This window comes from uncultured Sphingomonas sp. (genome assembly GCF_964244235.1).
GTDB lineage: Bacteria > Pseudomonadota > Alphaproteobacteria > Sphingomonadales > Sphingomonadaceae > Sphingomonas.
In genome coordinates this window covers 1-22,987 of record NZ_CAXTII010000043.1, presented here as the reverse complement: position 1 = coordinate 22,987, position 22,987 = coordinate 1, and the positions used below count along the sequence as shown (strand labels likewise).

Below are 22,987 nucleotides of genomic sequence, written 5' to 3'. Positions count from 1 at the left end.
ACTATCTGAGGAACTCAGGATATGCTTCAACCTAAATGGAAACGACTCTAGAGTCAGGTTTCAATGTCTATCCCAGCGAGGTGGAAGCCGTACTGTCTACCCATCCCGACGTCGCCGAAGCCGCTGTCATCGGGATCGCAAGCGAGCGTACCGGGGAAGCGGTTCGGGCGTATGTCGTTTCGCGAAAGAACACGGCCGATGCCAGCGAAATGGACCGCCACTGCAGATCGTCTCCCGCCGCGTACAAGGTGCCGAAGGAATTTGTCTTTCGGCCGCATCTACCCAAGTCGCCGGTCGGAAAGATATCGCGTGCTCAATTGCGAACGTCGGCTGCCATCAGCCAGTCATGAGTTCCGGCATCCGGCGCCATTCCGCCAGCCGCAATGCGTTTCGCCGCGTCCGTCGATCGATGACGATCATCGACACCGAGCCCTGGACTTTCTCGCCAGCCCGATCTCTTCGGCCTGCTCTTCGAGCGTCCCTCATTTGGGCGCGGGGTCGCCCGCCGCGATCACCGTGGCGCTTTGCTCGATACGTTGGCCGTCGGCGAACGTGAAGGTGAAGGTCATCGCGCCGCCGCGCTTGATTTCCGGGTTCACGTTGGACAGCATGACGTGCCGCCCGCCGGGCGCGAAGCGGACCAGGGTCCTGGCAGGGATGTCGACACTGGCAAGCGGCGTCATCGTCGCCATTTGGCCGTCCGTACCCGATTGATGCATCTCGGTTCGGATCGCCGTGTCGGTGGCGACCGAGATCAGCATCGCTGGCGCAGGCCCGCCATGGACGTCGAAATACGCAGCCGCCGGTCCGGTGGCGACGGCGTTCAGGCGCACCCAGGCCGCATCGACATATAGCGGCTTCGGTTTCGAACAGCCCGCCAGCGTGAGTGCGGTGAGCGACATAGCGAACGACAGGGCGACGACAGGACGCATGGTATTCCTAGGGGCGGTTGGGTCGTGCCGCGATGCTAGAACGCCGGCAATCTTGCGGCAAGCCGAACCCCTCCTATATCGCGCCCAGTAGCGGATATGCACGTCGCCGGAACGGGACGTGCCTTTCCTGGGCATTATCTTTGTGAGGGGCTGTAGAGCACACATGGCTAAAGTAATCGGTATCGATCTCGGCACGACCAACAGCTGTGTTTCGGTGATGGAGGGCGGCAAGCCCAAGGTGATCGAGAATGCGGAGGGCGCGCGCACCACGCCGTCGATCGTCGCCTTCGCCAAGGACGGCGAGCGGCTGGTCGGACAGCCGGCCAAGCGCCAGGCGGTGACGAACGGCGACAACACGATCTTCGCGGTGAAGCGCCTGATCGGCCGCCGCTTCGACGATCCGGTGACCAGGAAGGACACCGAACTGGTCCCCTACACGATCGTGAAGGGGCAGAATGGCGACGCTTGGGTCAAGGCGGGTGGCAAGGATTATTCGCCGTCGCAGATCAGCGCCTTCACGCTGCAGAAGATGAAGGAGACTGCCGAGAGCTATCTCGGCGAGACGGTGACCCAGGCGGTCATTACCGTGCCGGCCTATTTCAACGACGCGCAGCGTCAGGCGACCAAGGATGCCGGGCAGATCGCGGGCCTGGAAGTGCTGCGCATCATCAACGAGCCGACCGCGGCGGCGCTGGCGTACGGGCTGGAGAAGCAGGACGGCAAGACGATCGCGGTCTATGACCTTGGCGGCGGCACGTTCGACGTCTCGATCCTCGAGATCGGCGACGGCGTGTTCGAGGTGAAGGCGACCAACGGCGACACCTTCCTGGGCGGCGAGGATTTCGACAACAAGCTGGTCGAATATCTGGCCGAGGGGTTCAAGAAGGACGAGGGCATCGACTTGTCGAAGGACAAGCTCGCGTTGCAGCGCCTCAAGGAAGCCGCGGAAAAGGCGAAGATCGAGCTGTCGTCGGCGGCATCGACCGAGGTCAACCTGCCCTTCATCACTGCGGATCAGAACGGCCCGAAGCATCTCGTCAAGACGATCAACCGCGCCGATCTGGAGCGTCTGGTCGATAGCCTGATCCAGCGGACGATCGAGCCGATGAAGAAAGCGCTGGCCGATGCGGGCCTGAAGACCGGCGACATCAGCGAAGTCGTCCTCGTCGGCGGCATGACCCGCATGCCCAAGGTGCGCGATGCGGTGAAGGCGTTCTTCGGCAAGGATCCGCACACCGGCGTCAACCCGGACGAGGTCGTCGCGATGGGCGCGGCGATCCAGGCGGGCGTGTTGCAGGGCGACGTCAAGGACGTGCTGCTGCTCGACGTGACGCCGCTGTCGCTCGGTATCGAGACGCTGGGCGGTGTCTTCACGCGCATGATCGATCGCAACACGACGATCCCGACAAAGAAGTCGCAGACCTATTCGACCGCGGACGACAACCAGGGCGCGGTGACGATCCGCGTGTTCCAGGGCGAGCGCGAGATGGCTGCCGATAACAAGATGCTCGGCAATTTCGATCTCGTCGGCATCCCGCCCGCCCCCCGCGGCGTGCCGCAGATCGAGGTGACGTTCGACATCGACGCGAACGGCCTCGTCTCGGTCAGCGCCAAGGACAAGGGCACCGGCAAGGAGCAGCAGATCCGCATCCAGGCATCGGGCGGTCTGTCCGACAGCGACATCGACCAGATGGTCCGTGACGCGGAGAAGTTCGCCGACGAGGACAAGAAGCGTCGGGCAGGGGCCGAGGCGAAGAACAACGCCGAAAGCCTGGTCCACACGACCGAGCGCCAGCTGGCGGACAATGGCGACAAGATCGACGCCTCGTTGAAATCCGAGATCGAGGCGGCGATCACCGAGACCAAGACCGCGATCGAGGGCGGCGAGCCCGAGGCGATGAACGAAAAGTCGCAGGCGCTGGCGCAAGTGGCGATGAAGATGGGTCAGGCGATCTACGAGAAGCAGCAACAGGCGGAGGCCTCTCCGCAAGGTGGCGATACGCACGGCGAGTCGGCCAAGGACGATGTCGTCGACGCCGAATTCTCGGAAATCGACGAGAAGTAAGAGTGATGCCGCTCCATCCCTCTGCGGACCAAGCCATACTGAAGACTGCAATCTTATCCGTCATGCCGGGCTTGTCCCGACATCCATGCGGCCGCGAATTCTTCGGCCGATGGGACTCGCGGAAGGATGGACCCCGGGACAAGCCCGGGGTGAGGGGGGTGCGGTTGTCCATCTTGGCTAGGGTGAGTTCGCGGTGGACATCCGGGGGCGGCAGATGAGTACGCAAGTCGATTATTACGAATTGCTCGAATGCGAGCGCAGTGCGGACGCGACGACGATCAAATCGTCGTATCGCAAACTCGCAATGAAATACCATCCGGACAAGAATGCCGGCTGCAAGGACAGCGAGTCGAAGTTCAAGGCTGTCAGCGAAGCCTATGACGTCCTGAAGGACCCGCAGAGGCGCGCTGCCTATGACCGGTTCGGCCATGCTGCGTTCCAGAATGGCGGCGGTGGTGCAAACGGTGGCGGCGCACAGGATTTCGGCGGGTTCTCCGACATCTTCGAGAGCGTCTTTGGTGAGTTCATGGGCGGGCAGCGTGGCGGTGGCGGCCGTCAGGCGCAGCGCCGCGGCGCGGATTTGCGCTACGATATGGAGATCACGCTCGAGGAAGCCTATCACGGCAAGTCGACCGAGGTAACGATCGACGTCTCCGCGCCGTGCGACACCTGTCACGGCGCAGGTGCACGGCCCGGGACCCAGGCGAAGACGTGCCAGCAGTGCGGCGGCCATGGCAAGGTCCGCGCGCAGCAGGGCTTTTTCGTGGTCGAGCGCGCCTGCCCGGTCTGTCAGGGCGCAGGTGAGGTGATCGCCGATCCGTGCCCCGATTGCCGCGGCGAAGGCCGGGTGGAGAAGACCAGGACGCTGTCGGTGAACGTCCCCCCCGGCGTCGATGAAGGCACGCGGGTCCGCCTGACCGGCGAGGGCGAGGCCGGCGCGCGAGGGGCACCGGCGGGCGACCTGTACATTTTCCTGCACGTGAAGCGGCACCAGCTTTTCGAGCGTGAAGGTACGACCCTGTTCGCGCGCGCGCCGATCAGCTTCACGACCGCATCGCTTGGCGGGACCATCTCGATTCCCGGGCTCGATGGCCAGACGCACGACATCCGGATCCCCGTCGGCATCCAGTCGGGCAAGCAACTGCGCCAGCGCGGTGTCGGCATGCCCGTGCTGCAGGGCCGCGGGCATGGCGATCTGGTCGTCCAGATCGACGTCGAAACACCCACCAAGCTCAGTCTTCGCCAGAAGGAGTTGCTCGAGATGTTCCGCGAAACCGAGACGGGCGACGAATGCCCGGCAAGCCAGGGCTTCTTCGCGAAGCTGAAGGGCGTGTTCGCGGGGGAGTGAGGCGGGGACGTCGATACATGCAGTGTAATCAGGGCTTCAGGGAAGTGCCGATAGCATCGTCCCGTCACTTTCCAGACTGGAAACTAATGACTTGACGGATTGGAAAGACAAGCGGTATCCCTTTCCACATTGGAAAGGGGAATTCAAATGATCGACTCCGTGGAAGCTGTCGACGCGCTGGCGACAATCCGGGCATCGCGCATCCAACTCGTCACCGCCAGCGATACGCCGCCACTCCGGCATCTCGCCTTCGCAGGATTGATGGGTACGCTGGTCGCCTGCCCGGCGGTCATGCTGCCTTGGCGGTTCGGGGTTCTGTTCGGCATCCTGATCGGCATTGCCCTTGTCGTACGCTGGGACAGGCGGCGCACTGGCATGTTCATCAACGGATATCGTGCCGGGCGGACGCGCAAAGTGACGTTTGCCATGCTCGCATTCTCGCTCGGACTTTATGCGATCAGCGTGTGGTTGGCCGACGGACGGCATATGATCTGGCCATCGCTAGTCCTGGGATGCGTCGCGACCGTCGCTTGCTGGTTCGGCAGTCGATACTGGTGCAGCGTGTTCGAACGGGAAATGACGGGGGAGGCATGACGACCGGCGCATTCGATCCCGTCATCCATCCGCCCGTCCGGTTGCAGATCATGGCGATGCTGGTCGAGGTTCAAGACGCGGAATATGCATTGCTGCGTGGCCGCACGAAGGTCAGCGACTCGGTATTGTCGAAACACCTCGCCGCGTTGGTGGAGGCGGGACACGTCAGGCTTCGCAAGGAGTCATCGCTGGGCCGGGTGCGAACATGGGCGGGGGCGACGCGCGCGGGACGTTCGGCCTTCGCGGCGCATGTCTTGGCGCTCAAGGCATTGGCAGGACTGATCGACCGGATGGCAGCGGAATAAGCGTGGCAGGACCCTTGCCGCCCCTTCGCGTCGAAGGGGCGGGGGCCGATGGATCAGAGGGTGGAAATGACCACCCCGACCACCAGCGCCTGGGCCGCGATCGCCAGCATGGTGCTGGCCACGGTCTCGAACATGCGCATGGTAAGTCTCCGATGCCGGTGATATATCCGACAAGGTCGATGTGAGTATTATTGCTAAAGCGCGCAATATTGTTTCGCGCTATTGCGATTGCATCAAACGCAATCGTGTCAGGGTAGCGTTTCGACAGGGCCGACGCCCCACAGGTTGCCGATCTCCACGAATCCGGCCTGCCCCTTGACGTCCAGCCGACACCATCCGCTCCCGCATTGCCCGATCCGGCCGACGACGCCGGGGGCCGCGCGCCATACGAGATGAGAGCTCGCACTTGGCTGCTCGTGCATTTCCACCGGCTGTGGTGCGCGGACGATCGCGGTGCGCGCGTCGCGAAGCAACCGCTCCTCCATCCAGCCTTGCGCGCCATCGGGGTCTTCGATCTTGCGCCATCCCTTATACGTCGCGACGACACGGACCGGCAGGTCGGCGCGCTGGTAAAGCCAGCTGGCAGGATAAATCCGGGCGGGGCCCGTTCGCATGCGTGCACGCCCGGCGCCGATCGATGCGAAATAGGGCAAAGTTCGCTTCGTGCCTGTCGCGAGCGTCGCGGTCGGCACCGCGATCAGCAACACCGCGCCGCCGAGTAATGCTTTTGCCGCGAGAGATCTGATCACGTGATGCATCCACGCCTCCTATCGCGAGGTTGGTCCCGGCATCAACCACCGTTGACGCCGCCGCGCCCCTTCGCCAAGTCATGCGCGATGCCCGACACGCGCCGCTGCCCGGACCCGAAGGTCGTCGTGACTCGCGAACTGCCCGATATAGTGATGGCGCGGATCGATGCGCTGTTCGACGCGACCAACAACCGCACGGACGCCGAGATGACTCGCGACCAGCTGGCCGATGCGATGGCGTCCTGCGACGTGCTGGTCCCGGCCGTAACCGATGAGATCGACGCCGGGCTGATCGCGGACGCGGGCGATCGGCTGCGGCTGATCGCGAATTTCGGTGCGGGCGTGAATCATATCGACCTGAAGGCGGCGCGCGCGCGGGGTGTCATCGTCACGAATACGCCGGGCGTCCTGACCGAAGATACCGCGGACATGACGATGGCGCTGATCGTATCGGTGCCGCGGCGGCTTGCGGAGGGCGAGAAGCTTGTCCGGTCGGGCGAATGGAAGGGCTGGAGCCCCGGCGGGATGCTCGGCCACCGGATCGGCGGCAAGATACTCGGGATCGTCGGCATGGGACGGATCGGCCAGGCGGTCGCGCTGCGCGCGCGGGCGTTCGGTCTGTCGGTCCATTACCATAATCGCCACCGATTGCCCGCGGTGCTCGAGGCGCAGCTGGCCGCGACGTGGCATGCCGATCTGGACGATATGTTGCACGCGATCGATATCCTGACCATCCATACCCCGCGCAATGCCGACAGCGAGAATTTGATCGATGCCCGGCGCATCGGGCTGCTTCGACCCCATGCCTACGTCATCAACGCGAGCCGGGGGGGCATCCTGGACGAGAAAGCGCTGGTCGATGCGTTGGAGGCCGGGCGGTTGGCGGGCGCGGGGCTGGACGTGTGGCGGCACGAACCGGCGATCGACCCGCGGCTGCTCGCCTTGCCCAACGTCGTGATGACGCCGCATATGGGCTCGGCAACCTATGAGGGCCGCGTGGCGAGCGGAGAGCGGGTGATCGCCAACATCCGCATGTGGGCGGATGGGCACCGGCCGCCGGATCAGGTGCTGGAGGGGTGGGCTTAGTCGTTCGAACCGATAGTTTCGCGAAAGCGATCGAGCTGTTGCATCCGCTGGTGCAAGATTGCGGCAATGCCGATCGTCATGTCATCGATGGCGCGCCAGTATATGAGGTGACGTTCGTATCGGCAGAAGTACCCATCGATGTCGAATGCAGCCGGTAATCTACGCCAGTGACGTCGCCGATCCGCGATTGCCGCCAACTCCGCGTAAAGTGATCTGATATAGGTCTTCGCCTGCATCGCCCCATATTGTGCGCGAATGTGTATAGATCTGGTCGATTTGGCTATCGACGATCTCACTCAGGCGATGCTCTAATCACCGCAAGTCGCGCGCTGCTGCTCTCGCGAAGACATCTCCCGGGGTCGATTCGTGATAGGCGCTGTCAGGGGTTGCAAAGGCGGGTTGCAGTTCCGCTTTCAACGTTTGAAACTTTTCCTCCTCGACCCGCCCAAGATCGCGGCGGATGAGGTCGCGAACATATTCGCTGACATTCTCATAACGACCATATTCGCCGATGTTTTCGCCGACATGGTCCGCCAGCAAACCGCCGATCCGGACATTCAATGCCATCGTGCCCATGACGGCTCCGTCCACAAGATGCCTGATATTGTGGACAATCGTGTCGCTCGTCAATCCCCCGTCAGGATCCGATCCACAAGCTGCTTCACGCTCGGCACGAAGCCGTTGGAATAGAAGGGATCGCGCTTGAAACTGTACGCCGTGTGTCCCGCGAACATCAGGTTCTGTTCGGTATCGCCGCCATGCGCGATGTCTTGCAGGGTCTTCTGGATGCAGAAGCTGCGCGGGTCAGCCAGACGGCCGGTCGAATTGGTCTCGGTGTCTGCCCAGCTGGAGAACGCACATTGCGACAGACAGCCCATGCAGTCCGCCTGATCCTTGCGGATCATTTGCTTGTCGGTCGGCGTCACGAACACGAGCGTATTGTCGGGGGTCTTCAACGCGTCGGTGAAGCCTTCGCCGAACCAGGCGCGCGCGCGTAGCAGGTCGTTGCGGGTCACCCAGAAATTCCGCCCCTTCACGCCAACATCGAGCTGGAAGACGTGATCGCCGGCTTCCTGCGTCGAAAATGCTATCTGCCGATCGGACCGTGCTTCGAGATGACGGAGAAAAGGATTGCGCACCGCCGACGAGTAGAACCCGGTCGGCGAGAAACGATGGAGCAATATGTCGCCCTCTTCGAGAGTCGACAGCCGGTCCTTCCACCCCTGCGGGATCGGGCTTTCCCGCGTCAGCAGCGGTCGGGTTCCGTACTGGAACATGATCGCGCCGAGTTCGGGGTTGTCGATCCAGTCGTTCCAGTCGCGCAGGTACCAGACGCCGCCGGCCATCACGATCGGCGTCGTGTCGGGAATGCCGCCTTCGCGCATCGTCTCGCGCAGCGCCCTGACGCGAGGATAGGGGTCCTCGGGCTTCAGCGGGTCCTCGGCATTGGACAGGCCGTTATGCCCCCCCGCAAGCCAGGGGTCCTCGTACACCACCGCCGCCAGCCATTCGGCCGCCTTGGAATAGGCGCGCTTCCACAGCGCACGAAAGGCACGACCGGAACTAACGATGGGAAGATAGCTGACATTGTATGACGCCGCGATCTCGCTCAGCTTGTACGGCATGCCCGCGCCGCAGGTGACGCCGGCGACAAGCCCGCGAGTGCGTTCCAGGACGCCGTGCAGCACGCGCTGCGCCCCGCCCATTTCCCACAGCACGTTGATGTTGATCGCGCCCTTGCCGCCTGCGATGTCGAAAGCGCGCTTGACCTGCTGCACCGCGCCTTCGATCGCATATTCGATCAGTTCTTCGTGCCGTTCGCGCCGGGTCAATGCGTGGTAGATCTGTGGAACGATCTTGCCATCGGGATCGTAGCTGTCGGCATTCACCGCGGATACCGTACCGATGCCACCCGCTGCGGCCCAGGCGCCCGCGGACGCATGGTTGGTCGCGGCGACGCCCTTGCCGCCCTCGACGAGCGGCCAGACTTCGCGGCCATTGTAGACGATCGGCTTAAGGCCTTTGAACACGGGAACGGGCTTCCTTTCGAGCATCAGCTACGTCGCGCTATAGCGTAAGGTTGCGTTCGGGCGAGCAAAACATGGCTAGGCCAAAGCGCCGACGCGGCTCATCGCGCCCTCGTACAACGCACGATACCGCGCGATCATCAACGTCTCGTCATATTCGGCGCGCGCCTTCGTGCGGTTCGCAGCACCCACCGCCCCGCGCAGATCGGCGTCGAGCAGCAACGGCTGGATCGCATCGCGCAAAAACACTTCCCCCGCCGCCTCCGCGATGAACGGCGCGTTTTCGGGTGCGACCATAAGCGGCACGTCGCCGACCGGCGGCGCGGCGATCGGCAATCCAGCCGCCATCGCTTCGACGACGGAGATCGGGAATTGCTCGCTGAGCGATGAAAGCGCGAGGATATCGAACAGCCCGACATAACGGTGCGGCCGATCGAGGAAACCCGGCATCACCAACCGATCCGCGATTCCCATCGCTGCCGCGGCCTGGCGGATCGTGTCGCGTTCGGGCCCTTCGCCGACGATGACGAGTTTGAATCGCCCCGACAGTCCACCACACGCCCGGACGAGCGCGGGTAGGTCCTTCACCGCGCGCAGGCCCGCGACCGCGCCGATCACCACGTCCTTGGGACCACGCACCAGGCCGGGAATGACCTTCGGATCGGGTTTCTGCGCGAACCGCGCGGTTTCGATGCCGTTGACGATGCGGTGGACCTTGGCGGGCGCTTGTTTCCACGTCTTCAACGCGATCGCCTCCAGCGCCTGCGACGGCACCACCAGCGCGTGTGCCGCGCCGAGTGCCATGCGGCGATAGACGTTGCGCTGGGTCTTGAGCCCACCGGCTTCGTCCGCGTTGAAGCCGTCTTCGTGGTGGACGAGCGGTGGCGCATCCTTGGCAAACACGCGACGTGCCATCGCGCCGTCGATCGCACCCCAATTATAGCTCAGCACCAGATCGAACCCGCGCATGAATTTCGCGATCGCCTCGTATCGCGCAACCGATGGTCTGCCCGTCAGCGGGGGCGGGTCCTGCGCGATCTCGTATCTGATTTGCTTCGCGATACCGATCGTCGCACCGGTCGCGCCCGGTACGCCGGACACGATCACATGCCGTGCGGCCGCGCCGAACGCGTTCATCAGCCGGACGGCGCGCGCCTCCTTGCCGCCCCAGTCGAACGAGGAATGGAGGTGGAGGATCTTGACGGGAGCCGGCATGGCAGCAGCGATTAGCGGCTTCCGTGGTTTACCGCTATCGCGGCGGCACCTGCGCCTTGGGAAAGCCCTCCCACGCCTGGTCGTAATCCTCGTCGAGTGCGCCCGTCTCAAGTGCGAATGCGGTTGGGTGGAACACCCAGCGGCTTTCGATCATGAACGCCATCGTGCCGTCGATCCTGTGCGGCTTCAGGTCCGCCTCCGACGCCGCCTGCCACGTCGCGACATCGGGGCCGTGGCCCGACATCTGGTTGTGCAGCGACAGTGCACCCGGCCGAAACCCTTCCGCCTTCGCATCATACGCGCCGGCGATGAGCCCCATGCACTCGCTCATGACGTTGCGGTGGAACCAGGGCGGACGAAACGTGTCCTCGGCGACCATCCAGCGGGGCGGGAAGATGACAAAATCGACGTTGGCGGTGCCTGGTACTTCGCTGGGCGAGGTCAGGACGGTGAAGATCGACGGGTCGGGGTGATCGAAGCTGACCGTGCCGATCGTGTTGAAGCGCGACAGGTCGTATTTCCACGGGGCATAATTGCCGTGCCACGCGACGACGTCGAGCGGCGAACGGCCGAGCTCGGTCGTCCACAGGCTGCCGAGGAATTTCTGGATGAGTTCGTAACCGCCGTCGACATCCTCGAACCAGGCGACGGGCGTCTCGAAATCGCGCGGATTGGCGAGGCCGTTCGCCCCGATCGGCCCGAGATCGGGGAGGCGGAAGGGGCTGCCATGGTTTTCCGCGACATAGCCACGCGCGTTTCCGTCGGGCAGCGTCACGCGGAAGCGTACGCCGCGGGGTATCAGCGCGATCTCGCCCGGTTCTACGTCGATCCGGCCCAGTTCGGTCAGCAGCGTCAGGCCGCCGCGCTCGGGCAGGATCAGCAACTCGCCGTCACCCGACGCGAAGGCGCGGTTCGTCATGTCCTTGCTAGCGGCGTATAGATGCATCGCAACGCCGGTCTGCGTCGCCGGACCTTCGCCCGCGACGAGCATCGTCGTCAGGCTGTCGAGCCAGTCATGTCGCTCGATTTCAAGCGGCCTCCACCGGAGGCGATTGGGTGCCAAGGGTTCGCGAACCGCGCCGGGGGCGAAGCAAATGGCACCTTCATACCGCGTGAAGGCGGGATGCGCGGCGGAGGGGCGCAGGCGGTAGAGCCAGGAGCGCCGGTTTTCGTGCCGGGGCGCGGTGAAGGCGGTGCCGCTGAGCTGTTCGGTGTAGAGGCCGAACGGCGGTTTTTGCGGCGAATTGCGACCGATCGGGAGCGCACCCGGGACGGCTTCGGTAACGAAATGGTTGCCAAAGCCGGTCATGTATTCGGTCATGGTCTCGTCCTCGAACCCCTCTCCCCTTGTGGGAGAGGGAGGGGCACGCTCGGCGTCGCCGAGTGGGAGGGTGAGGGGGACGATCGGATGGGTTTCAATCCTTAACTCCCCTCATCCGGCGCTGCGCGCCACCTCCTACCGCAAGGGGAGAAGGGTGAGAGGTCACGCCTCCGCCTTCGCCGGCACCACGCCGCGACGGATCTGGTCGAGTTCGATCGACTCGAACAGAGCCTTGAAATTCCCCTCGCCGAAGCCGTCATTTCCTTTCCGCTGGATGATCTCGAAGAAGATCGGCCCGACCATGTTCTCGGTGAATATCTGCAGCAGCAACCCGCCGCCCGTCTCCGGCGCGCCGTCGATCAGGATGTCGCGCTTGCGCATTTCCTGGACGTCGTGGTTGTGCCCCGGCAGGCGCTTGTCGATCAGGTCGAAATAGGTTTGCGGCGTCGTCTGGAAGCGGATGCCGTTTGCGCGAAGCCTGTCGACCGTCGCGAAGATGTCTTCGGTCGCCAGCGCCAGATGCTGGATGCCTTCGCCCTTGTAATCCTTGATGAATTCCTCGATCTGCGAATGCTCGTCCTGGCTTTCGTTGAGCGGGATGCGGATCTTGTCGTCGGGCGCGGTCATCGCCTTGCTGAACAGGCCGGTCGCCTGGCCCTCGATATCGAAATAGCGGATCTGGCGGAAGTCGAAGATCGTCTCGTAATAGTTCGCCCAGTAGTCCATCCGCCCGCGCTGGAGATTGTGCGTAAGATGGTCGAGCGCGTCGAGGCCGACGCTGTTATCGTCCACGCCAGCACCCTCTACCGGCGTGAAGTCGGTGTCGTAGATCGAGCCGTGGTCCTGCCCGACGAGATACAGGTTCGCGCCGCCGATCCCCTCGATCGCTGGGATGTCCAGCTCGCCCGGGCCCTGTTCGCCCGTCACCGGCGTCGCGCCGCGCTCGACCGCGAGCTTCAGCGCGGCATCGGCATCGGCCACGCGGAACGCCATCGCGTTGGCAGACGGCCCGTGCGCATCACGGAAGCCCGCGACCTGGCCGGCCCTGTCCATGTTCAGCAGAAAATTGATGTCGCCCTGCGCATAGCGGCGAACGTTCTTCGACTTGTGGTTCGCGACATGGGTGAAGCCCATTTTCACGAACAGGCCAGCCAGCGCGTCGGGATCGGGGCTGGTGAATTCGACGAATTCGAAGCCGTTCAGGCCCATCGGATTGGCGACGTCGGACATGGCGATTCCCTTGGTGGTTTCAGATGAAACTATATGCGAAAACGGATTGGAGGTCAAAGCCGATCCTCCGCTTCCCCGTCATGCCGGACTTGCTCCGGCATCCATCGTGCCGCACATCCGAAAGCTGGCGAATGCGCGGCACGATGGACCCCGGCGCAAGGCCGGGGTGACGGTGTAAACACATGGCCAAGCTACACCTCGACGATTTCCTCCCGTACCGCCTCTCCATCGTCTCCAACGCCGTCTCCGATGCGATCGCCTCGACTTATCAGGCGCTGTTCGGCCTGCGAATCCCGGAGTGGCGGCTGATCGCGGTCATTGCGGAAACGTCGGGCATGACGCCGCAGGCGGTGACCCATGCGACGCGGATGGACAAGGTCACGGTCAGTCGTGCCGCCGCCGCACTGGCGAAGCGCGCGCTGGTCGAGCGGTGGCCCAATCCGGACGATCAACGATCGCATTCCTTGTCGCTGACGCCGGCCGGCCGGGCGCTGTACGATCAGGTCGCGCCCAAAGCGCTGGAGATGGAGGCGCGGCTCTTCGGCGGGCTGAGCGCCAACGAACAAAAACAGTTTCGCGACCTGATCGCGCGGATCGAAGCGGCGGCGGGTGGTCTGGAGGGTTGAAGTCCCTGGCCGGGCTGGCCTAAGCGGACCACGCCCTCCCCAGGCCAGACCGACCCGCTTTACGGAGGATATCCATCATGCTCGACCGCGCCAGCCTCAAGGTCGCCGAACCGCTCGCCCGTTTCGTCGAGGAGCGCGTGCTGCCGCCGCTCGGCATCACCGCCGACGCCTGGTGGCAGGGCGTCGCCGGCATCTTCGCGCGGTTCGCGCCCGGGAATGCCGCGCTGCTGCAACGGCGCGCGGACCTGCAGGCCACGATCGACGCGCGCTACGAGGCCGGCGAGGCGGTCGATGCGGCGTTCCTGCGCGAGATCGGGTATCTGGTGCCCGAACCCGCGCCCTTCACGATCGGCACGACCAACGTCGATGCGGAGATCGCGACGATGGCGGGGCCGCAACTGGTGGTGCCGTCGCTCAACGCTCGCTTCGTCCTGAACGCGGCGAATGCGCGCTGGGGCAGCCTGTACGACGCGTTCTACGGCACCGATGCGCTGCCGGGGACGGCGACGTCGGGCGGCTATGATGCGGTGCGCGGCGCGGCGGTGGTGGCCGCGGCGAAGGCGTTCCTCGACGAAGCGGTGCCGCTGGCCAGCGGAACATGGGCCGATTTCGCGGGTGGCGAGCTGGCGCTGCGCGATCCTGCGCAGATGGTCGGCCGGTCGGGCCGCAACCTGCTGTTCCGTCACCACGGGCTGCACATCGAACTGGTCGTCGATCCTGCGCACGCGATCGGCGCGACCGACCCGGCCGGGATCGCCGACGTCATCCTAGAATCGGCGCTGACCACGATCGTCGACCTGGAGGACTCGGTCGCGGCGGTCGATGCGGAGGACAAGGTCGCGGCCTATGCCAATTGGCTTGGGCTGATGGACGGCACGCTGGTCGAGACGTTCGAGAAGGGCGGTCGAACGATCACTCGCAAACTCGCTGATGACCGGCACTATTTCACGGACCAGGGCGAACTGACGCTACCGGGCCGCAGCCTGCTCTTCGTCCGCAACGTCGGCCACCTGATGACCACCCCCGCGCTGCTGATGGCGGATGGCAAGGAAGCGTCCGAGGGTATCCTAGACGCGATCATGACCTCGACGATCGCGCTGTTCGACCTCCGCCACTTCGGCACCCCGCGCAACAGCCGCACCGGCTCGGTGTATATCGTAAAGCCCAAGATGCACGGGCCCGACGAATGCGCCTTTACCGACCGGCTGTTCGACGCGGTCGAGGATCTGCTCGGGCTCGAACGCCACACGATCAAGGTCGGGGTCATGGACGAGGAGCGGCGGACTTCCGCCAATCTCGCTGCCTGCATCCACGCAGTGCGCGACCGGATCTGCTTCATCAACACCGGCTTTCTCGATCGTACCGGCGACGAAATCCATACCGCGATGCGCGCTGGGGCGATGATCCCCAAGGCGGAGATGAAGGCGACCGGCTGGATCAAGGCCTATGAGGACCGCAACGTCCGCATCGGTCTGGCGGCGGGGCTGTCGGGCAAGGCGCAGATCGGCAAGGGGATGTGGGCCGCGCCCGACCGGATGGGCGACATGATGGCGCAGAAGATCGGGCATCCGATGTCGGGCGCGAACACCGCCTGGGTGCCGTCGCCGACCGCGGCGACTCTGCACGCGGTGCATTATCACAAGATCGACGTCTTCGCGCGACAGGAGGAGATCGCGGCCGAGGCGGTTCCGCCGGTCGAGGCGATCCTGACAATACCCGTCGCAGGCGGCCGCAACTGGACGCCGCAGGAGGTGGCGCGGGAACTGGACAATAATGCGCAGGGGATTCTCGGCTATGTCGTGCGCTGGGTCGATCAGGGCGTCGGCTGTTCGAAAGTGCCCGATATCCACGATGTCGGGTTGATGGAGGACCGGGCGACGCTGCGCATCTCTTCGCAGCACATGGCGAACTGGCTGCTCCACGGTGTCGCGACGCCGGCTGACGTCGATGCCGCGCTGCTTCGCATGGCGGCGAAGGTCGATGCGCAGAATGCAGCCGACCCGGCGTATCGGCCAATGACGCATCATCCCGAAAGCCTGGCCTATCAGGCGGCAAGAACGCTTGTTTTCGAGGGTGTTGGCCAACCAAGTGGGTATACCGAGCCACTACTTCACGCCTTTCGAGCGCGGGCCAAGGCGAAAAGCTGATTTTGCCGTTGAACCTCGTTCCCGATCGTGCGTTAGCGGGTTGAAGGTGGTGAACCGGATACGGTCGCCCAAAGGGGCTTCGCGTGGCAGGTTCGATCGGTCATCGCCATTGCTGGATCGCAGTAACGCTGCTCGCGGCTACACCCGCGTTCGGGCAGTTGCAGAAGGCGGGTACCGCACCGGCGCGCGGGCCGAAGGCGCCCAAACCCGACGCCAGCCCGACACCCGTCGATGCCACGCCCTCGACCGTCGATGCGCCGATCGTGACCGAGCAGCAGTTCGACAGCGCAATGCCGCCGCTGAGCGGGAATATCAATGCACCGCTGGAGCCGATAGCGCCATCGCCGCCGGCGACGACGGACTCTAAGGCTGCCGGAACCCCACCTCGCTCGGTATCGCCGGTCGGGCCCACCATAGCGGGCGCGCTGCCGCCGACGGTGGCGGAGGACCCGCAACTGACCCAGCCGCTCACGCCGCTCGCGGGTTTTGACGCGACGCCGCTCGAGACCGCCGCCGACATCAAGAGCAAGGATTCGCCGGCGATCCGTTACCGGACCGAGGTCAAAGGGCTCGATGCGGTCAAGCTCACCAGCCAGTTCAAGGCGCTGTCTGCGCTGGAACAGGGCAAGGGGAAGGCGGCCAACGCGACCCAGGTCAACGCGCGTGGCAAGGAGGACGAGGCGCTGGCGGTGCGGTTGCTGAAATCGCTCGGTTATTACGATGCCGCCGCCGTTTCGTCGATCGAGACGGTGCCACCACCCGCCGGCTCCTCCGACCCGGCCACTTTGCGCGTGACGCTGAGCGCGCAGCCGGGACGGTTGTACACGCTGTCGTCGATCACGGTGAACACCCAACCGACGATCCCCGCCGATCTCGTCCGCACCGCGCTGCCGCTGAAGGTCGGCGATGCGATCGACGCGGCGCGGATCGAGGGGGCGGAGGCCAATGTCAGCCTGACGCTGCCGCAACAGGGATATCCGTTCGTCAAGGTCGGGCAGCGCGACATCCTGATTGACGATCAGGCGCCCAAGGCGACGGGCGCGTATACGCTGCCAGTCGAAACAGGCGCGCGGTCGTCGTTCGGCAAGCTCGTCACGTCGGGCGATCCGGTATTCAAGCTGGATCATCTGAACGTCTTTCCGCGGTTCGATGACGGACAATTGTACGATTCGCGCCTCGTCGACGATCTGCGCGACGCACTCGTCGCGACCAGCCTGTTCTCGAGCGTATCGGTCGAGCCGCAGCCGACCGACCGGGTCAATCCCGACGGCACGCAGGCGGTCGACCTGCTGGTCCGTCAGGTACGCGGACCGTATAAATCGTTGGCGGGGACTGCGGGCTATTCGACGGGTGAGGGTTTCAAGCTTCAAGGATCGTTCACCAACCGCAACACCTTCCCGCCTGAAGGCGCGATGATCTACACCGTCGTGGCGGGAACGCAGGACCAGGGCGCGTCCGCTACGTTCAAGCGCGCCAATGCCGGCAAGCGCGACCGTACGGTGACGCTCGTCGCGTCGGCGGATCACTCGAGCTATGACGCGTTCAATGCCAACACGCTGACGCTGTCGGGCCGGATCAGCTATGATTCAACGCCGATCTGGCAGAAGAAATTAACCTACGCCTATGGCTTCGAACTCGTCGGCACGAACGAGAGCGTGTATGATTTCGGTATCGGCAGCCGCGTGCGGCGGACGTATTTCATCGCTGCGTTGCCCGGACAGGTCGTGTTCGACCGCTCGAATGACCTACTGAACCCGACCAAGGGCTACCGCCTGAAACTGAACCTCAGCCCTGAAACGTCGGTGCAGGGATCGATCAGTCCCTATGCACGGACGATGGCGGAGGGGGATTATTATTTTCCGGCGACACAGGCGCTGACGCTGGCCGGGCGGGTGCGCGTGGGATCGATCGACGGCGTCAGCCGTGACGATCTGGCCCCGTCGCGCCGCTATTATGGCGGCGGCGGTGGATCGGTGCGCGGTTACGGCTTCCAACGTCTCGGGCCGCTCGATGCGCAGGGCAATCCGGTCGGCGGGCGTTCGCTCAACGAATTCTCGCTTGAGGCGCGCTACCGGTTCGGCAATTTCGGGGTGGTGCCGTTCCTCGACGGCGGACAGGCCTATGAAAGCAGCATCCCCAAATTCTCCAGCCTGCAATATGGTGCCGGGATCGGCGGCCGGATCTACACCAATTTCGGGCCGCTGCGCTTCGACGTCGCAACGCCACTGAACAAACGGCCGGGTGACGGCAGGATCGCGCTCTACATCTCGATCGGGCAGGCCTTTTGATGACCGACGAGCCCTCCGAAGGCGCGGCAGTCGCCGCGCATCGGCCCTTGTGGCAGCGTATCCTGAAATGGACCCTGCTGACGCTGCTCGGTATCATCGTGCTGCTCGGGATCATTCTGGTCGGGATCAATACCGACCCGGGTCGGCGTTTCGTGGCGGATCAGCTGGGTGGGTACACCACGGCGTCCGGGCTCAACATCAAGGTCGGGCGGATCGAAGGTTCGATCTACGGCCGGATGTCGCTGTCCGACCTGCGGGTCAGCGATCCCAAGGGCGTGTTTCTGACTAGTCCGCGGCTCGACGTCGACTGGCGACCGTTTCAATATCTGCACAACCATATCGACGTGCGCTCGCTCGACGCTGGGCTCATCACGCTGGCGCGCAAACCCGTGCTGAAGCCGACGCCGAGCGATCCCAACGCGCCGCTGTTACCCGATCTCGACATCGACATCGCCCATTTAGACATCGCGCGCTTCGTGATCGCGGCACCGGTCACGGGGCAGCCGCACATCCTCGGCCTCGGCGGCGCGGCGCATATCGCGAACCGGCGCGCGCAATTGACCGCGGACGCCGTCGCCTTACGCGCGCCGGGTGTGGCCGGCGGCGACCGGTTGAAGCTGGTGCTCGACGCGGTGCCCGATGCGAACAAGCTGGACGTCGACATGCGACTGGATGCGCCGACCGGCGGCGTCGTCGCGACGATCGCCGGGCTTAAAGCACCGCTGAGCGTTCGGGTCGGCGGCAACGGTAGCTGGGCGTCGTGGCAGGGGCGTGCGCTTGCAACGCTGGGTTCGGGGCAGCTCGCGAACCTCGGCGTCGTCGAACACTCGGGACATATCGCGATCCGCGGTCTCACGCGCCCCGGGCTGTACATGCCTGGAGGCCCGGTCGAACACCTCGCGTCGCCCGCGCTTCAGGTCGCGATCGACACGACGCTCGACCAGCGCAAGGCGGATACGCGGATCAAGCTGACGTCCAGCGCGCTTGCGATCGACGCGGGCGGGCTGATCGATCTGGCGGCGAGCCGCTTCTCGAACTTCGCTGTCGATGCGCAGTTGCTGACACCGGGCGCGATCGCGCCGCAGCTGGCGGGGCGCGACGTCGCGGCGCGCGTGGTGCTGGACGGCGCGTTCGCGACGCCGACGGTGGACTACAAGTTGCGCGCCGGTGCGATCGGGTTCGCCGGGACCACGGTCGAGGATGTGTATGCCGAGGGTCTGGCCCGGGTCGATGCGAAGCGAATCCTGATCCCGGTCAAGGCCCGGGCGCGCCGCGTTACCGGGCTGAACGCCGCGGTCGGCGGGTTGCTTAGCAACGTGACGATCGCCGGCGATTTCGCGATCCAGGGCGTCAATGTCCTCACCGACAATCTGCGGGTGCGATCGGACAAGATCGACGCGACCGCGATCGTCGTCGCGAACCTGTCGACCGGGCGCTATACCGGCGCGCTGAAGGGGCGGGTGAACGACTATACCGTCGACGGGATCGGCATCGTCAATCTCGTCACCGACGCGAAGCTTGTTACCGCACCCGGCGGCGGATTCGGCATCAAGGGGCATGTGGTCGCGAAGACCGCGAAGATCTTCAATGCAGGGGCGGCAAGCTTCCTTGGCGGTAACGCGGTCGTCGCGGCCGATCTGGACTATGCGCCAAGCGGAATCATCGCCGTGTCGAACGTCCGGCTGAACGCGCCACAATTCCGTGTGACGAGCGGCAGCGGGCGGTACGATCCCAAGGGCGGAATCCTGTTCCAGGCGGATGCCTATTCCACGCAATACGGGCCGCTGACCGCGCGCGTGACCGGGACGGTCAACGACCCCGTCGTCGTCCTGACCGCGGCGCATCCGGGCGTCGGCGTCGGGCTGGTGAACCTGCAGGCGCGGGTCGTCGGGCGGAACGGCTCCTATGCGGTGCTGGCGAGCGGCGGCACGAATTACGGGCCGTTCAAGGCGGACGTGCTGGTCACGCCGGGCAAGACCTTGGCGATCGACGTTCACCGTGTGACTTTTGCGGGCGTCGATTTCATGGGTCGCATCGTCCAAATGCCGGCGGGGCCGTTCGCTGGCCGGCTGACATTCGGTGGATCGGGGCTCAACGGTGTCCTGAACCTGGGCGCACAGGGCAAATATCAGCGCATCGACGTCGATGCGCGCGCGAACAGCGCGAAGATCCCGGGTGCGCTCGACTTCGCCATCGGCCGCGCGATCATCGTCGCGCATGCGGTGTTGACGCCGCAGCCGCAGATCGTTGCCGACGCGCAGGTCGCCGATGTGCGCTACGGCGCGGTGGTGCTGTCCGCGGCGCGCGCGAAGGTGAATTACGTCGGCGGTCGCGGCACCGCGCAGGCGCTGGTGACGGGGTCGAGCGGCGTGCCGTTCCGCCTTGCCGCCAACGCCAAGCTGTCGCTCAACGACTATCTGCTGGCCTTGCAGGGCCAAGCGAACGGCATCGATTTCCGCACCGTCAATCCGGCACATGTCGTGAAAGCAGGCGCCGATTATCGGATCGCGCCGACGCAGATCGATTTCGGCCCGGGCACCAGCGGCGCGAAGACCGGCGGATCGCTGCGTCTCGCGGGCAGCTATGGCAAAGGGCTTACGGTGCAGTCGCGGCTCGACCGGTTCGACCTGTCGGTCGTCAACGCGCTGATCCCGAACCTCGGCCTTGCCGGACAGGCGACGGGCAGTCTGGACTTCAGCCAGCCGACCACGAACGCGATGCCGAAGGCGGATGTGCGCGTGACCGTCAGCAATTTCCAGCGTTCCGGGCTCGCCGCGGTTTCCGAACCGGTCGATATCGAATTTGCCGGTCGGCTGTTGCCCGATGGCGGCGAAGCGCGTGCACTGGTCAGGCGCGGCGGGACCGTGGTCGGTCGCCTGCTTGCATCGCTCCGGCCGTTGCCGGCGGGCGGGGGGGCCTGGTCGACGCGACTGATGGCTGCGCCGTTATCGGGCGGCATCCGCTACAACGGGCCTTCCGCGGTGCTGTTCAGCCTGGCGGCGGTGCCCAATCAGCAATTGTCCGGGCCGATCGCCGTCGCGGCCGATTTCTCCGGTCAGGTGAAGGCACCGCAACTGCGCGGTCTGATCCGCGCGGACAATCTGACCTATGACAACGAGACCTATGGCACGCGGCTGTCGCAGATGCGGATCGCGGGACAGTTCACCAACGACAAGCTGACCATCTCCACGCTGAACGCGAAGGCTGGCGATGGTACGGTCAAGGCGCAGGGGTCGATCGGCTTCGCGGCGGACAGCGGCTTCCCGATCGATTTCCAGGCGACGCTCGACAAGGCGCAATTGGCGAAGAGCGACGCACTCGGCGCGACCGCGACGGGGAACATCCACCTGACCAATGGCGCGAACGGCGGGTTGATCCAGGGGACGCTGACGATCCCCGACGCCCGCTATGCGATCATCCGCCAGGGTTCGGCCGAGGTGCCCGAACTGACTGGCGTACGGCGCAAGAGCGCGGTGCATCCGGCACTGGCCACCGATCGCCCGGCACCGCCCGCGCCGACCGGGCTGTTCAAGCTCGATTTGACGATCAAGGCGCAGAACCAGCTGTTCGTGTCAGGCATGGGGCTCGAATCCGAATGGTCGATGAACCTGCATGTCGGCGGCACCAGCGTTGCCCCCGCAATCACAGGCGGCCTCGATCTCGTCCGCGGCACCTATTCGTTCTCCGGCAAGAATTTCGAGGTGACGAAGGGCACGATTCGCTTCCGTGGCGGCGCGCTTGCCGATCCGGATATCGATATCAGCGCGTCGACGACCGCGAACGGCATCACCGTGATCATCAACATCACCGGCACCGGCGAACATCCGCAAATCGCGTTCACCTCCACGCCGACGCTGCCGCAGGACGAGGTGCTCAGCCGCTTGCTGTTCGGGACCTCGCCGGAAAATCTCTCGGCGATCGAAGCGCTGCAACTGGCCTCCGCGCTCAATTCGCTGCGCGGGTCTGGCGGGGGCGGGCTCAATCCGCTCGGCAAGCTGCGCTCTGCGATCGGGTTCGACCGGTTGCGCATCGTTGGTGCGGATACGACCACCGGGCAGGGCACGTCGCTCGCGGCCGGTAAATACATCACGAAGAACATCTATGTGGAGATCGTCAGCGACGCCAAGGGCTTCACCGCGACGCAGTTGACCGTGGCGCTGACGCGGACGCTCAGCGTGCTGTCGTCGGCCGGTTCGTTCGGCGGCAGCAACGTCAACCTGAAATATTCGCGCGATTTCGGGGGTGCGAAGCGATAGGTTCCTGCCCGCAACCGAACGATGATCGGGCAGGAGGAGAGGGGTGGCAAGCAGCGCGTTCGCGCATGTCGACGTGATCGTAGTCGGTGCCGGCCTTTCCGGCATCGGCATGGGTTATCACCTGATTATGCCAAGGCGCACTCTCCCGAATTCGCCGGGGCGGCCGATTTTGCGGGGCGGATTACGACATCGCGACGCATTTCACGCCGCGTTATAACCCCTGGGATCAGCGGCTGTGCCTGGTGCCGGACGCGGACCTGTTCGGGGCGATCACAACGGGCAGGGCGTCGGTCGAGACCGCGACGATCGAACGCTTCACGTCGACCGGTATTCGCCTCGCGTCGGGCAGGGATCTGCCCGCCGACATCATCGTCACCGCCACCGGCCTGGAACTGCAACTGCTGAGCGGAGTAGCATTCACGCTGGACGGGGCACCGGTCGATCTGGCGAAGACGCTGCATTACAAGGGAATGATGTATGAAGGCGTTCCCAACATGGCTTCGGTCTTCGGTTATACCAACGCGTCCTGGACGCTGAAGACGGACCTGACCGCAATGTATGTCTGCCGGCTGCTGAACACGATGACGCGCCGCGGACTGCGGCAGCGACGCCGCGCAACGACGATCCGACGATGGGGACCGAGCCGTTCCTCGATTTCCCGTCGGGCTATGTCCGGCGCGCCGCCGGCAAATTGCCGCGACAGGGATCAAAAAAACCTTGGAAGCTGAACCAGAATTACGCGCTGATCGTGCCCCACGGCGTGGTGTAGCTTCGCCGGTGTGATCACGGCGATCTCCG

The 22,987-nt window shown here is 64.7% G+C and carries 19 protein-coding genes; 11 read left to right on the top strand and 8 right to left on the bottom strand.

Annotated features, from left to right (window positions below; all coding sequences use genetic code 11):
* The first annotated feature begins 35 nt into the window (after positions 1 to 35).
* Complete coding sequence (locus ACFE7D_RS08800; protein ID WP_375395050.1) at positions 36 to 350, top strand: hypothetical protein; 315 nt, start codon at positions 36 to 38, stop codon at positions 348 to 350.
* A 132-nt stretch (positions 351 to 482) separates the two neighbouring features.
* On the opposite strand, the gene ACFE7D_RS08795 is transcribed toward ACFE7D_RS08800, so the two are convergent.
* Positions 483 to 932: a copper chaperone PCu(A)C gene (locus ACFE7D_RS08795; RefSeq protein ID WP_375395049.1), complete on the bottom strand. Its 450-nt coding sequence runs from the start codon at positions 930 to 932 to the stop codon at positions 483 to 485.
* 163 nt (positions 933 to 1,095) lie between these two features.
* Here ACFE7D_RS08795 and dnaK point away from each other — a divergent pair, with 163 nt between their 5' ends.
* The 4 genes from dnaK to ACFE7D_RS08775 all read left to right on the top strand — a co-directional run bounded on the left by dnaK (position 1,096) and on the right by ACFE7D_RS08775 (position 5,244).
* Complete coding sequence (gene dnaK / locus ACFE7D_RS08790) at positions 1,096 to 2,997, top strand: molecular chaperone DnaK (RefSeq protein WP_375395048.1); 1,902 nt, start codon at positions 1,096 to 1,098, stop codon at positions 2,995 to 2,997.
* A 214-nt stretch (positions 2,998 to 3,211) separates the two neighbouring features.
* Positions 3,212 to 4,345: a molecular chaperone DnaJ gene (gene dnaJ / locus ACFE7D_RS08785; protein WP_375395047.1), complete on the top strand. Its 1,134-nt coding sequence runs from the start codon at positions 3,212 to 3,214 to the stop codon at positions 4,343 to 4,345.
* A 147-nt stretch (positions 4,346 to 4,492) separates the two neighbouring features.
* Positions 4,493 to 4,939, top strand: a complete 447-nt coding sequence (locus tag ACFE7D_RS08780) for a hypothetical protein (RefSeq protein ID WP_375395046.1) — start codon at positions 4,493 to 4,495, stop codon at positions 4,937 to 4,939.
* Positions 4,936 to 5,244, top strand: a complete 309-nt coding sequence (locus ACFE7D_RS08775) for a transcriptional regulator (protein ID WP_375395045.1) — start codon at positions 4,936 to 4,938, stop codon at positions 5,242 to 5,244. Before ACFE7D_RS08780 ends, ACFE7D_RS08775 begins: the two co-directional genes overlap by 4 nt.
* 248 nt (positions 5,245 to 5,492) lie before the next feature.
* On the opposite strand, the gene ACFE7D_RS08770 is transcribed toward ACFE7D_RS08775, so the two are convergent.
* Complete coding sequence (locus tag ACFE7D_RS08770; protein WP_375395044.1) at positions 5,493 to 5,993, bottom strand: SH3 domain-containing protein; 501 nt, start codon at positions 5,991 to 5,993, stop codon at positions 5,493 to 5,495.
* Between the two features lie 87 nt (positions 5,994 to 6,080).
* Between ACFE7D_RS08770 and ACFE7D_RS08765 the strand changes: the two genes are divergently transcribed.
* Positions 6,081 to 7,079, top strand: a complete 999-nt coding sequence (locus tag ACFE7D_RS08765) for a 2-hydroxyacid dehydrogenase (protein WP_375395043.1) — start codon at positions 6,081 to 6,083, stop codon at positions 7,077 to 7,079.
* Here ACFE7D_RS08765 and ACFE7D_RS08760 read toward each other — a convergent pair.
* The 6 genes from ACFE7D_RS08760 to hppD form a co-directional block, all read right to left on the bottom strand.
* Positions 7,076 to 7,315 carry a type II toxin-antitoxin system RelE/ParE family toxin gene (locus ACFE7D_RS08760; protein ID WP_375395042.1) on the bottom strand — a complete coding sequence of 80 codons (240 nt, stop codon included), beginning with the start codon at positions 7,313 to 7,315 and terminating at the stop codon, positions 7,076 to 7,078. The two genes, ACFE7D_RS08765 and ACFE7D_RS08760, sit on opposite strands and share 4 nt — an antisense overlap.
* 76 nt (positions 7,316 to 7,391) lie before the next feature.
* Complete coding sequence (locus ACFE7D_RS08755; protein ID WP_375395041.1) at positions 7,392 to 7,670, bottom strand: type II toxin-antitoxin system ParD family antitoxin; 279 nt, start codon at positions 7,668 to 7,670, stop codon at positions 7,392 to 7,394.
* Positions 7,671 to 7,705: 35 nt separating this feature from the next.
* A complete protein-coding gene (locus tag ACFE7D_RS08750; protein ID WP_375395040.1) occupies positions 7,706 to 9,109 on the bottom strand; it encodes an NAD(P)H-dependent flavin oxidoreductase in 1,404 nt (467 codons plus the stop codon).
* Positions 9,110 to 9,184: 75 nt separating this feature from the next.
* Positions 9,185 to 10,321: a glycosyltransferase family 4 protein gene (locus ACFE7D_RS08745; RefSeq protein WP_375395039.1), complete on the bottom strand. Its 1,137-nt coding sequence runs from the start codon at positions 10,319 to 10,321 to the stop codon at positions 9,185 to 9,187.
* Positions 10,322 to 10,355: 34 nt separating this feature from the next.
* Positions 10,356 to 11,642, bottom strand: coding sequence for a homogentisate 1,2-dioxygenase (gene hmgA / locus ACFE7D_RS08740; RefSeq protein ID WP_375395038.1), 1,287 nt, complete (start codon positions 11,640 to 11,642; stop codon positions 10,356 to 10,358).
* Positions 11,643 to 11,804: 162 nt separating this feature from the next.
* On the bottom strand, positions 11,805 to 12,872 hold the full coding sequence (hppD, locus tag ACFE7D_RS08735) for a 4-hydroxyphenylpyruvate dioxygenase (protein ID WP_375395037.1): 1,068 nt from the start codon (positions 12,870 to 12,872) through the stop codon (positions 11,805 to 11,807).
* A 182-nt stretch (positions 12,873 to 13,054) separates the two neighbouring features.
* On the opposite strand from hppD, the gene ACFE7D_RS08730 reads away from it, so the two are divergent.
* From ACFE7D_RS08730 to ACFE7D_RS08710, 5 genes are all read left to right on the top strand, one after another.
* A complete protein-coding gene (locus ACFE7D_RS08730; protein WP_375395036.1) occupies positions 13,055 to 13,498 on the top strand; it encodes a MarR family winged helix-turn-helix transcriptional regulator in 444 nt (147 codons plus the stop codon).
* Positions 13,499 to 13,575: 77 nt separating this feature from the next.
* Complete coding sequence (locus ACFE7D_RS08725) at positions 13,576 to 15,645, top strand: malate synthase G (RefSeq protein WP_375395035.1); 2,070 nt, start codon at positions 13,576 to 13,578, stop codon at positions 15,643 to 15,645.
* Positions 15,646 to 15,728: 83 nt separating this feature from the next.
* A complete protein-coding gene (locus ACFE7D_RS08720) occupies positions 15,729 to 17,933 on the top strand; it encodes a BamA/TamA family outer membrane protein (protein ID WP_375395034.1) in 2,205 nt (734 codons plus the stop codon).
* Positions 17,933 to 22,189: a translocation/assembly module TamB domain-containing protein gene (locus ACFE7D_RS08715; RefSeq protein ID WP_375395033.1), complete on the top strand. Its 4,257-nt coding sequence runs from the start codon at positions 17,933 to 17,935 to the stop codon at positions 22,187 to 22,189. The genes ACFE7D_RS08720 and ACFE7D_RS08715 overlap by 1 nt, the downstream gene beginning before the upstream one ends.
* Positions 22,190 to 22,431: 242 nt before the next feature.
* On the top strand, positions 22,432 to 22,917 hold the full coding sequence (locus ACFE7D_RS08710; RefSeq protein WP_375395032.1) for a hypothetical protein: 486 nt from the start codon (positions 22,432 to 22,434) through the stop codon (positions 22,915 to 22,917).
* Positions 22,918 to 22,987 lie beyond the last annotated feature (70 nt).